General features: G+C 71.3%; 8 protein-coding genes. All 8 read left to right on the forward strand.

The annotated features are described in order from the left end of the window. Positions 1–18: 18 nt before the first annotated feature. The 8 genes from ACFVXA_RS36450 (at position 19) to ACFVXA_RS36485 (ending at position 11,672) form a co-directional block, all read left to right on the forward strand. A complete protein-coding gene (locus ACFVXA_RS36450; protein ID WP_384025375.1) occupies positions 19–1,098 on the forward strand; it encodes an LLM class flavin-dependent oxidoreductase in 1,080 nt (359 codons plus the stop codon). Then, positions 1,095–2,453 carry an NtaA/DmoA family FMN-dependent monooxygenase gene (locus tag ACFVXA_RS36455; protein ID WP_384025378.1) on the forward strand — a complete coding sequence of 453 codons (1,359 nt, stop codon included), beginning with the start codon at positions 1,095–1,097 and terminating at the stop codon, positions 2,451–2,453. Before ACFVXA_RS36450 ends, ACFVXA_RS36455 begins: the two co-directional genes overlap by 4 nt. Positions 2,454–2,457: 4 nt before the next feature. After that, complete coding sequence (locus ACFVXA_RS36460) at positions 2,458–3,240, forward strand: DUF1684 domain-containing protein (RefSeq protein ID WP_362030814.1); 783 nt, start codon at positions 2,458–2,460, stop codon at positions 3,238–3,240. A 311-nt stretch (positions 3,241–3,551) separates the two neighbouring features. Further along, the gene (locus ACFVXA_RS36465; RefSeq protein WP_362030812.1) at positions 3,552–4,448 is read left to right on the forward strand and encodes a S1 family peptidase; all 897 of its coding nucleotides are present in this window, start codon (positions 3,552–3,554) and stop codon (positions 4,446–4,448) included. A 240-nt stretch (positions 4,449–4,688) separates the two neighbouring features. Continuing rightward, a complete protein-coding gene (locus ACFVXA_RS36470; protein WP_383747302.1) occupies positions 4,689–5,570 on the forward strand; it encodes a slipin family protein in 882 nt (293 codons plus the stop codon). 298 nt (positions 5,571–5,868) lie between these two features. Continuing rightward, positions 5,869–6,951 (forward strand): S1 family peptidase, encoded by a 1,083-nt coding sequence (locus ACFVXA_RS36475; protein ID WP_390028343.1) that lies wholly within the window; start codon positions 5,869–5,871, stop codon positions 6,949–6,951. 315 nt (positions 6,952–7,266) lie between these two features. Next, positions 7,267–10,701 carry a DNA polymerase III subunit alpha gene (locus tag ACFVXA_RS36480; RefSeq protein WP_390028344.1) on the forward strand — a complete coding sequence of 1,145 codons (3,435 nt, stop codon included), beginning with the start codon at positions 7,267–7,269 and terminating at the stop codon, positions 10,699–10,701. Beyond that, the gene (locus ACFVXA_RS36485; RefSeq protein WP_390028345.1) at positions 10,698–11,672 is read left to right on the forward strand and encodes a hypothetical protein; all 975 of its coding nucleotides are present in this window, start codon (positions 10,698–10,700) and stop codon (positions 11,670–11,672) included. Before ACFVXA_RS36480 ends, ACFVXA_RS36485 begins: the two co-directional genes overlap by 4 nt. The last annotated feature ends 40 nt before the right edge of the window (positions 11,673–11,712 follow it).

The following is an 11,712-nucleotide window of genomic DNA, read 5'->3' on the forward strand; positions in this document are numbered from 1 at the left end:
CCGAAAGGTTCCTTCCTGATGACCGCACCCCGCGGCCGGGCACTGCCGCACCTGGCCGCCGCCCTCGATCAGCAGGCGGCCTACGACGCCGCCTCGTACATCGAGCTCGCGCAGCTCGCGGAGCGCGGCACGCTCGACTTCGTGACGCTCGGCGACACGTTCGCGCGGCCCGGACCCGACGCGCTCGCCGTGCTGTCCCGGATCGCGCCCGTCACCGGCCGGATCGGTCTGGTGCCCACCGTGACCACCACCCACACCGAGCCCTTCCACGTCCAGGCGGCCGTCGCGACCCTCGACTGGGTCAGCCGGGGCCGGGCCGGCTGGCACATCGACGTGTCCACGACCGAGGGCGAGGCCCGGCTGTTCGGCCGCCGTCACGCGGCGCCCGCCGACGCGCTGTGGCGGGAGGCCGGTGAGGTCGCCGACGTGGCCGCCCGGCTCTGGGACAGCTGGGAGGACGACGCCGAGATACGCGACGAGGCCACGGGCCGTTTCATCGACCGGGACAAGCTGCACCATGTCGACTTCGAGGGCACCGGCTTCTTCGTGAAAGGCCCCTCGATCGTGCCGAGGCCGCCGCAGGGCCACCCCGTACGAGTCGTCGACGCGACCGAGGGGCCCGCCCGGCGGACGGCCGCCCGCTACGCGGACGTGGCGCTCGTCCGGGTCGCGGGTCCGGCGCAGGCGCGCGCCGTACGGGCCGAACTGCGGAGCGCGGCAGCCGAGTTCGGGCGCGATCCCGACGACCTGCGCGTCCTCGTCGGACTCACCGTCGACCTCGGTGACGGCGAGCGCGCGGCCGAGCCGGGCCATGGCGGCGGCGGACCCCGGCAGACCGCGCAGGGCCCGCTGTACCGCGGTGGCCCCGTCGACCTCGCCGAGCTGATCACCGCCTGGCACCAGGCCGACGCCGCCGACGGCTTCCACCTCACGCCCCTCGAGCCACGCCGTGACCTGGAGCGGCTCGTCAACGGCACGGTCGCGCTGCTCCAGCACCGCGGCCTGTTCCGCACCTTCTATCCGGGCAGCACGCTCAGGGAACACCTGGGTCTCGCCCGGCCCGCCAACCGGTACGCCGTGACAGGGGGAGCGTCATGACCGTACGGGCCCGTAAACAGATGCATCTGGCGGCACGCTTCCCCGGTGTCGACAACACCACCGTCTGGAGCGACCCGCGCTCCAGGTCCCAGATCGAGTTCGCCTCCTTCGAGCACCTCGCCCGTACCGCCGAGCGCGGACTGTTCGACTTCTTCTTCCTCGCCGAGGGGCTGCGGCTGCGCGAGCACAAGGGACGTATCCACGATCTCGACGTCGTGGGGCGGCCGGAGTCCCTCACCGTGCTGAACGCGCTCGCCGCCGTCACCGAGCGGCTCGGGCTCGCCGCCACGGTCAACGCGACCTTCAACGAGCCGTACGAACTCGCCCGCAGGCTGGCCACCTTGGACCATCTCAGCGGGGGCCGGGCCGCCTGGAACGTGGTGACGTCGCCGGACGCGTTCACCGGGGAGAACTTCCGCCGCGGCGGCTGTCTCGACCGCGCCGAGCGCTACTCCCGCGCCGCCGAATTCGTCGCGACGGCACGGGAGTTGTGGGACTCCTGGCTACCGGCCGAGGCGGGGGCGGACGGGCTGCCCCGCCCCTTCGCGCACCGAGGCCGACACTTCGACATCGCGGGCGAGTTCACCGTGCCGAGGCCGCCGCAGGGGCACCCCGTCGTCATCCAGGCCGGGGACTCGCCGGAGGGCCGCGAGTTCGCCGCCTGTGCCGCCGATGTCGTCTTCACGCGGCACGGCACCTTGGAGGCGGGGCGGGAGTTCTACGCCGACGTGAAGGGCCGGCTCGCGACGTACGGGCGGGCGCCCGAGGACCTGAAGATCATGCCCGGAGTCACCTTCGTGCTCGGCGACACCGCCGCCGAGGCGCAGGAGCGGGCCGTCGAGATCAGGCGGCAGCAGATCTCGCCGCAGAACGCGATCCTCACCCTGGAGCAGATCTGGGGTGTCGACCTGTCCTCGTACGACCCCGACGGACCCTTCCCCGACATCGACCCGGACCCGCAGTCGACCCTGGTCCAGGGCCGAGTGCGGGTCGCCGATCCTTCCCCAGGTTCTCGGCTCCGCTCGAACAGGGAAGACCTCTATGCCGTCGCCGAGCAGTGGCGGACCCTCTCGCGGGAGAAGGGCCTGTCCCTCCGACAGACCGTCATCGAGGCGTCCGGGCGGCAGTCCTTCATCGGCACTCCGGACGCGGTCGCCGCCGAGCTGGACGAGTTCGTCCGGACGGAGGCCGCCGACGGCTTCGTCCTCGTACCGCATCTGACACCCGGCGGACTCGACGAGTTCGTGGACCGGGTGGTGCCGCTGCTCCAGGAGCGTGGCGCGTTCCGCACGGAATACACGGGCACGACGCTGCGCTCACACCTCGGGTTGACGCAGTCCGTATGGAAGGGTTGATCACATGACGACGGACGCATCCGAGGACTGGAAGCACTGGCACGAGCACCGCACCGAGACGGTGTCCGCGCCCTACGGGCCGCTCGCGCTCACGGGCACGCACTGGATCGAGGACTATCCGGAGGGTCGACTTCCGGACATCCCCGGGCACTGGACCGCCAAGGACGACGCGGTCGTCCTGACCGCGACGGCCGAGGACGGACTCACCGTCGACGGCGAGCCCTTCACCGGCGAGGTCGTGCTCGACGCCGATCTCGGATCGCCGGCCGGGGCCCGTGTCGGGCGCGGCGAGCGGCGGTTCGTCGTCCTCGTGCGCGAGGGGATCTGGGGCGTACGCGACTACGACCCCGCCGCACCCGCGCGCGGGGCCTTCCAGGGCATCGAGGCGACCGCGTACGACCCGCGCTGGTCGGTGCCGGGGCACTTCACGCCGTACGGCGAGAGCCGCACCGTACGCGTCGAGAACGCGGACGGTGTCGCCCGCGGCCTCGGGCTCGGCGGGGTCCTCGCCTTCACCCTGGACGGGCAGGACCTCACGCTCCAGGTGTCGGTCGAGAGCGACGGCTCGCTGTGGGCCGTCTTCGCCGACGCCACCAGCGGGGACAGCAGTTACCGCTTCCGGTTCCTGCGCCCGGCGGCGCCCGACGCCGAGGGGCGTACGACGGTGGACTTCAACCGGGCCGTGCTCCCGCCGTGCGCATTCGCCGACCACTTCATCTGCCCCTTCCCGCCGCCCGGGAATACGCTGGGCGCGGTCATCGAGGCGGGGGAGCGCCGGCTGCGCTGAGGCTTCCGGGACGTCCGGAGGGCGCTGGGGCTTCCGGGGTTCGGCGGGCGCCGGGGCCTGTGAAGGCTTGTGGGGGTATCCGGGCTTTTTCCGGCCCGGGTGATCAACCGCCGCGGGACACAGGCAAGTTGAACGCTGCACGGCCGAAAGGCGCCCTTGCGCCGGTCGGCCGTGCGGCCGAATACTCCCCCTCAGCGCTTGTCAGGGGCACGGCTTGTCCGGAATCCGGACGGGCGGCCCCCGGCTGCGCCTCACGGGCCCCCCACCCCACGACACGAGGGGCCCCCGACTTCCCTTCGGAGGAACGAAACGTGAGGATCAAGCGCACCACCCCTCGCAGTGGCATAACGAGACGGACCCGGCTGATCGCCGTCACCACCGGCCTCGTGGCCGCCGCATCGTTCGCGGTCCCCAGCGCGAACGCATCCGACGTCCAGACCTTCAGCGCCACTCAGCTGAGCAGTGTCAACAAGTCGGTACTCAAGTCCGACATCGCGGGCACCGCCTGGGCGGTCGACGCCAAGACGAACCGCGTGGTCGTCACCGTCGACAGCACGGTCTCGAAGACCGAGATCGCGAAGATCAAGAAGGACGCGGGCAGCAACGCCTCAGCCCTCACCATCAAGCACACCCCGGGCAAGTTCAAGAAGCTGATCACCGGCGGCGACGCCATCTACGGTGGCGGCTACCGCTGCTCGCTCGGCTTCAACGTGCACAGCGGGAGCACCTACTACTTCCTGACCGCCGGCCACTGCGGTGAGGTCGCCTCCACCTGGTACTCCAACTCGGGCCAGAGCTCGGTGCTCGGCACCAACGTCAGCTACAGCTTCCCGACCAACGACTTCGCGCTGGTGCGCTACACGTCCTCGGTCGCCCACCCGAGCTCGGTCGGCAGCCAGACCATCACCAGTGCCGCCACGCCCAGCGTGGGCACCACCGTCTACCGTCGCGGCTCGACCACCGGCACGCACAGCGGCCGGGTCACCGCGCTGAACGCCACGGTCAACTACGGCGGCGGCGACGTGGTCTACCAGATGATCCAGACCACCGTCTGCGCCGAGGGCGGCGACAGCGGCGGCCCCCTGTACGCCGGTTCCACCGCCTACGGTCTCACCTCCGGTGGCAGCGGAAACTGCTCCTCCGGCGGTACGACCTTCTTCCAGCCGGTCGTCGAGGCGCTGAACTACTACGGCGTGAGCGTCGGCTGACCCACTGGCTGTTGATCGACCGGCCGGCGGATCGGCTGTTCCTCCACCGATGCGCCGGTACCCCCCACATGGCTTCCGCACGGCCAGGCCTGCAGCCAGCAGCAGGCGAGCCCCCGCACGCAACCGGCGTGCGGGGGCTCGCCCTTGTCCAGGTGCCGGAGTTACCGTCGAAGCACACGCTGTGCACGCTGGCGCGCTGTACAGGCCTGATGCGTCCACGCCGGACCCTGGGGGGCCGTGATGGTCGAGGAGTTGGTGGCGGCGGGAGTCTCCGTCGCGTCCGTGGGGCTGGTCTATGCGATGGCCGGGGCCCGTGTCGTCAAACAGTACGAACGGGGCGTGGTGCTGCGGCTCGGCAAGCTGCGCTCGGACGTGCGCGGGCCCGGGTTCACGATGGTCGTGCCCTTCGTGGACCGGCTTCGTAAGGTCAACATGCAGATCGTGACGATGCCGGTGCCCGCGCAGGAGGGCATCACGCGGGACAACGTGACGGTCCGGGTCGACGCGGTCGTCTACTTCAAGGTGGTCGACGCGGCCGACGCGGTCATCCAGGTCGAGGACTACCGCTTCGCGGTCTCGCAGATGGCGCAGACCTCACTGCGCTCGATCATCGGCAAGAGCGACCTGGACGATCTGCTGTCCAGCCGCGAGAAGCTCAACCAGGGTCTGGAGCTGATGATCGACAGCCCGGCGATCGGCTGGGGCGTGCAGATCGACCGGGTGGAGATCAAGGACGTGTCGCTGCCGGAGACGATGAAGCGCTCGATGGCCCGGCAGGCCGAGGCCGACCGGGAGCGGCGGGCCCGGGTCATCAACGCGGACGCGGAGCTCCAGGCGTCGAAGAAGCTGGCGGAGGCTGCCGGGGTGATGTCGGAGCAGCCGGCGGCCCTCCAACTGCGGCTGCTGCAAACGGTGGTGGCGGTCGCGGCCGAGAAGAACTCGACGCTGGTCCTGCCCTTCCCGGTGGAGCTGCTGCGGTTCCTGGAACGGGCGCAGCAGCCGGGTGCCCCGGCGCCCGAGCGGACGCCGCCCGCGGTTCGGCAACCGGTGCAGGAGCAACTGCCGTCGCAGGCTGCCTCCTCGGATCCGGACGCCGATGGGTCGGAAACAAGACAGGACTAGACCTCACAGACTGCCCACCGGCCACGTGCGCGGAGTGTTTGCACGGGGAACCGACGTGGTGTGACCACACGCAGTCAAGGCGCAGGGGGCGTACGCCCGTTGGCGTACGCGCGTCCTGAAGTCGACCTTGTGTGCCCCCTGTGCGCCTCGGAATAGTGGGCCGCGAACAACTGGCATGGACACGGCTCGATGCCTTCCGGCGCAATTTCTTGTCGTGTGCCGGGTCCATGTCCGTACGCCTTCCGGTCCCGGCGGCCCCCACAGCCCCCGTGACCAACCCCCCACAGGAGGACGTAAGTTGAAGCACCGACGCATACTCAGGCGGCGTGCCGTCATGACCGGGGCGGGCATCGCCGCGCTCGTCGCCGCCGGAGTCACTTTCCAGACTGCGAACGCGAGCGAGACCCCGAACACGCCCGCGCCGCACACCCTCTCGGTCGCGGCGGCCGGAAAGCTCGCCTCGACACTCGGCGAGGATCTGGGCGCCGACGCGGCGGGAACGTATTACGACGCGAAGTCGCAGCACCTCGTCGTCAACGTGCTCGACGAGACCGCGGCCAAGACGGTCGCGGCGGCCGGCGCCAAGGCGAGAATCGTCGAGAACTCCCTCGCCGAGCTGAAGAGCGCCCGTACGGCGCTCCAGCAGGACGCGACCATCCCCGGCACCTCGTGGGCGACCGACCCGGCCACCAACAAGGTCGTCGTGACGGCGGACCGTACGGTCTCCAAGGCCGAGCTGGCCAAGCTGACCAAGGTCGTCGACGGTCTCGGCAGCAAGGCCGAACTCCAGCATACGAAGGGGGAGTTCAAGCCCTTCATCGCGGGCGGCGACGCCATCTCCGGCTCCGGCGGGCGCTGCTCGCTCGGCTTCAACGTGGTCAAGGGCGGCCAGCCGTACTTCATCACCGCCGGGCACTGCACCGAGGCGATCTCCACCTGGTCGGACTCCAGCGGCAACCAGATCGGCACGAACGAGCAGTCCAGCTTCCCGGACAACGACTTCGGCCTGGTCAAGTACACCGGGAACGTCGCCCACCCGAGCGAGGTCGACCTCTACAACGGTTCCTCGCAGCCCATCACCAAGGCGGGCGCCGCGACCGTCGGCGAGAAGGTGACCCGCAGCGGCTCGACGACCCATGTGCACAGCGGCACGGTCACCGGCCTGGACGCCACCGTGAACTACGGCAACGGCGACATCGTCAACGGGCTCATCAAGACCGACGTCTGCGCCGAGCCCGGCGACAGTGGCGGCTCGCTCTTCGACGGCGACACCGCGATCGGCCTCACCTCCGGCGGCAGCGGTGACTGCACCTCCGGCGGGGAGACCTTCTTCCAGCCGGTCACGGAGGCGCTCTCGACGTTCGGGGCGCAGATCGGCTGACGGGCCGCACTCCTCGACGGAGCCCCGTCCCCGCTTGTGCGGGGGCGGGGCTCCGTGTGTGCCATGGGGGCGGCCGCCCCTGGCGACTGTGCCCCCGGCACCGTGATCATGCCGCTCTCCAGTGGGCGGGAGCATCGGCAGCGCGTCGTGCCCCCACGGCCCGGCCCGTTCGGCGTTTGCGCAGGTGAGGCGGGTCTGAATGGATGTCGCACACATGTTCGGAAATTGGTCTATGGTGGGGGTGAGGTAGTTGGGAACAACTGTTCGAGGGCTCGGGTAGGAGCCCGTGGACACGGACGGGTACGGGAGGTGCGTGTGCCAGGGTTCACGCATCTGCACACCGTTTCCGGGTTCTCCCTGCGATACGGGGCCTCGCACCCGGAGCGGCTGGCCGAGCGTGCCTCCGAGCGGGGCATGGACGCCCTCGCCCTCACCGACCGGGACACCCTCGCGGGCGCGGTCCGGTTCGCCAAGGCCTGCGTGAAGGCGGGCATCCGTCCACTGTTCGGTGCGGAGCTGGCGGTCGGGGAGCCCGTACGGGGGGAGCGGCGCCGGCCGCCGGTGCGTGGCGGTGCCTTCATCGATGAGTCGACACCTCGCGTGACCTTCCTCGCCCGGGACGGCGCGACCGGCTGGGCCGACCTCTGCAGAATCGTTACGGCGACCCATGCGGCCACCGAGGGCGGCCAGCCGCTGCTGCCCTGGCCGGACAACCACGCCGAAGGCCTGACCGTGCTGCTCGGCCCCGCCTCCGACGTCGGCCGCGCGCTCGCCGCCGGACGCCCCGACCGGGCCGCGAAGCTGCTCGTGCCCTGGCGGGAGATCTACGGCGACGACCTGCGTCTGGAAGCCGTCTGGCACGGCCGCGAGGGCACCGGACCCGGCTCGCTGCGCCTTGCCGCCCGTACCGTCGGCTTCGCCGCCGAGCAGCGGGTGCGGCCGGTGCTCAGCAACGCCGTCCGGTACGCCGACCCCGGCATGGGTCCGGTCGCCGACGTCCTGGACGCCGCCCGGCGCCTGGTCCCCGTCGACCCGCGCAAGGAACTGGACTCCGGCGAGGCCTGGCTCAAGGGTGAGGCCGCCATGCTGGGCGTCGCCGAACGGATCGTCGAGTCCGCGGGCTATCGCCGCGACACCGCGTACCGTCTGCTCGAACAGACCCAGGCCACCGCCGCCGAATGCCTCGTCGACCCCGAGGACGACCTCGGCCTCGGCACCGTCCACTTCCCCGAACCGCACCTCGTCGGCGCCGGCCGCCGCACCGCCCAGCGCGTCCTGGCCTCCCGGGCGGCGGCGGGGATGGTGCTGCGCGGCTATGAACGCAAGAGGGCCTACTGGGAGCGGATGCACCGTGAACTGGACATCATCGCCCACCACAACTTCGCCTCCTACTTCCTGACGGTCGCCCAAGTCGTGGACGACGTACGGATGATGGGCATCCGGGTCGCGGCGCGCGGTTCCGGAGCCGGTTCTTTGGTGAACCACCTGCTCGGCATCGCGCACGCCGATCCCGTCGAGCACGGGCTGCTGATGGAACGCTTCCTGTCCAAGCGCCGCGCGGTGCTGCCCGACATCGACATCGACGTGGAGTCCGCACGCCGTCTGGAGGTCTACCGCGCGATCATCGGCCGGTTCGGCACCGAGCGGGTCGCGACCGTCTCGATGCCCGAGACCTACCGGGTCCGGCACGCCATCCGCGACGTGGGCGCCGCCCTCTCCCTGGACCCCGCCGACATCGACCGGATCGCCAAGTCCTTCCCGCACATCCGCGCCCGCGACGCCCGCGCTGCGATGGACGAGCTGCCCGAACTGCGAGAGCTGGCGGGAGAGAAGGAGAAGTACGGCAGGCTGTGGGAGCTGGTCGAGTCCCTCGACGCCCTCCCGCGCGGCATCGCCATGCACCCGTGCGGGGTGCTCCTCTCCGACGCCTCCCTGCTCGCCCGTACGCCGGTCATGCCGACCAGCGGCGAGGGCTTCCCCATGTCGCAGTTCGACAAGGAGGACGTCGAGGACCTCGGGCTGCTCAAGCTCGACGTGCTCGGGGTCCGGATGCAGTCCGCGATGGCGCACGCGGTGGCCGAGGTGGAGCGGGCCACGGGGGACCGGCCGGACATCGACGCGGTACCGCCGGGCGACCCGGCGACGTATCGACTCATCCAGTCCACCGAGACGTTGGGCTGTTTCCAGATCGAGTCGCCGGGCCAGCGGGACCTGGTCGGGCGGCTCCAGCCCGCGACCTTCCACGACCTCGTCGTCGACATCTCGCTCTTCCGGCCCGGGCCGGTCGCCGCCGACATGGTGCGGCCGTTCATCGAGGCGCGGCACGGGCGGGCGCCGATCCGCTATCCGCACCCCGATCTGGAGGGACCGCTGAAGGAGACGTACGGCGTCGTGGTCTTCCACGAGCAGATCATCGACATCGTCGACATCATGACCGGCTGCGGGCGGGACGAGGCGGATCGGGTACGACGCGGGCTCTCCGACCCCGAGTCGCAGGGGCGGATCCGTTTCTGGTTCGCGCAGCACGCCGCCGCGAAGGGGTACGACGCCGAGACCATCGCGCGCACCTGGGAGATCGTCGAGGCCTTCGGGTCGTACGGCTTCTGCAAGGCGCACGCGGTCGCCTTCGCCGTGCCGACGTACCAGTCGGCCTGGCTGAAGGCCCATCACCCGGCGGCGTTCTACGCGGGATTGCTCACGCACGACCCCGGGATGTACCCGAAGCGGCTGCTGCTGGCGGACGCGCGGCGACGAGGGGTGCCGATCCTGCCGTTGGACGTGAACCGGTCGGCGGTCGCCCACCGTATCGAACTGGTGTCTGAATCTACTGCTGCTTCCAGCCGTTGGGGAGTCCGGCTGGCACTCTCCGACGTGCACGGCATCAGCGAGGCCGAGGCGGCGCGGATCGCGGACGGACAGCCGTACGCCTCGCTGCTCGACTTCTGGGAGCGGGCCCGGCCGAGCCGGCCGCTCGCGCAGCGGCTCGCACAGGTCGGCGCGCTGGACGCCTTCGGCGCCAACCGCCGTGATCTGCAACTGCACTTGACCGAGCTGCACCGGGGGTCCAGGGCCGGGCGCGGAGGACAACTGCCGCTGTCCGGCGGGCGGAAGACCGCCTCGGCCGGGCTGCCCGACCTCTCCTCGGCGGAGCGGCTCAGCGCCGAGCTGGGCGTGCTCTCCATGGACGCCTCGCGCAATCTGATGGACGACCACCGGGAGTTCCTGGGGGAGTTGGGCGTGGTCACGGCACGCCGGCTGCGGGAGGCGCGGCACGGTGAGACGGTCCTGGTCGCGGGCGCCAAGGCGGCCACCCAGACCCCGCCGATCCGCTCCGGCAAACGCGTCATCTTCACCACCCTGGACGACGGCACCGGCCTGGTCGACCTCGCCTTCTTCGACGACTCCCACGACGCCTGCGCCCACACCGTCTTCCACTCCTGGCTGCTGCTGGTGCGTGGGGTGGTGCAGCGCCGGGGCCCGCGCAGCCTCAGTGTGGTGGGCGCGGCGGCCTGGAACCTCGCCGAGCTGGTCGAACTGCGCGCCGAGGGCGGTCTCGACGTGGTGGCGGCACGGCTGGCGGCGGAGCCCGCGCCGGAGCCACCGCCGGAGCCGGGCGACGCGAAGGAGAGCCGGAAGATCCGCCTGCCCACGGGGTACGAGATGCACCCCTGGGCCGATCTGCGTCCCGCGGGCGAAGGGCCCGCGGGGGGAAAGAAGTTGTGGCACCAGAGTCCGGGGAGTGCGGGATGACCATCCTCTGCGTACGTTTCCAGCTGCCTCCGATGTACGAGGCCGCCTTGCCGGGGCTCCTCGGACTGCTGGAGGAGTTCACCCCTGTCATCGAGGCGCTGCCGCCCGACGGCGCGCTGCTGGATCTACGGGGCGCCGAACGGTACTTCGGGCGGATCGCCGTGGAGTTCGCCTCGCTGATCCGGGTGCGGGCACTCGCGCTGTACGGGATCGACTGCGTGATCGGCGCCGGACCGGGGCCGATGCTCGCGCGGATGGCGCTGCGGGACGCCGAGCCCGGGGTGACCCGGGTGGTGCCCGAAGAGCCGGACGCCGTAGCGGAGTTCCTCGCCGAGCGGCCCGTCGCCGCGCTGCCCGGAGTCGGCGGCGCCACCGCCCGCACCCTGTGCGAGTACGGCCTCGACACCATCGGCAAGGTCGCCGCCGCGCCCCTGTCCACGCTGCAACGCCTCACCAGTGCCCGGGCCGGCCGCGAGTTGCACGAGAAGGCGTCCGGCGTCGATCGCGGCCGGGTCGTCCCGAACGCCACCTCGCGCTCTCTTGCCGCCGAACGCCCCTTCTCCCGCGATGAGTTGGACCCGTCCCTGCACCGCCGCGCGCTGCTCTCCGCCACCGAGGAACTGGGCACCCGGCTGCGCGCCCTGGAGAAGGTCTGCCGCACTCTGACCCTCACCGTCCGCTACGCCGACCGCTCCTCGACCACCCGCAGCCGCACCCTCAAGGAACCGACCGCCCACTCCTCGGCGCTCACCGCCACCGCGTACGCCCTGTACGAGGCACTCGGCCTCCAGCGTGCCCGGGTTCGTGCGATCGCCCTGCGCGCCGAGGGGCTGACGCCCGCCGAGCAGGCCTCCCACCAGCTCACCTTCGACCCTGTGGACGAGAAGGTCCGCCGGATCGAGGAGGTCGCGGACCGAGCGCGAGCGAAGTTCGGCCCGCATGTGATCGGGCCGGGGACACTGGCGGCGTGACGGGGCTGGCCGCGCGGTTTCCCGCGCCCCTGAACAGGGG

The organism is Streptomyces sp. NPDC058246, from assembly GCF_042881985.1.
Classification (GTDB): domain Bacteria; phylum Actinomycetota; class Actinomycetes; order Streptomycetales; family Streptomycetaceae; genus Streptomyces.

Excerpts from the sequence above, each read along its gene's own strand:
- ACFVXA_RS36450 (WP_384025375.1), top strand. The coding sequence starts at position 19 with ATGACCGCACCCCGCGGCCGGGCACTGCCGCACCTGGCCGCCGCCCTC.
- ACFVXA_RS36455 (WP_384025378.1), top strand. The coding sequence starts at position 1,095 with ATGACCGTACGGGCCCGTAAACAGATGCATCTGGCGGCACGCTTCCCC.
- ACFVXA_RS36460 (WP_362030814.1), top strand. The coding sequence starts at position 2,458 with ATGACGACGGACGCATCCGAGGACTGGAAGCACTGGCACGAGCACCGC.
- ACFVXA_RS36470 (WP_383747302.1), top strand. The coding sequence starts at position 4,689 with ATGGTCGAGGAGTTGGTGGCGGCGGGAGTCTCCGTCGCGTCCGTGGGG.
- ACFVXA_RS36485 (WP_390028345.1), top strand. The coding sequence starts at position 10,698 with ATGACCATCCTCTGCGTACGTTTCCAGCTGCCTCCGATGTACGAGGCC.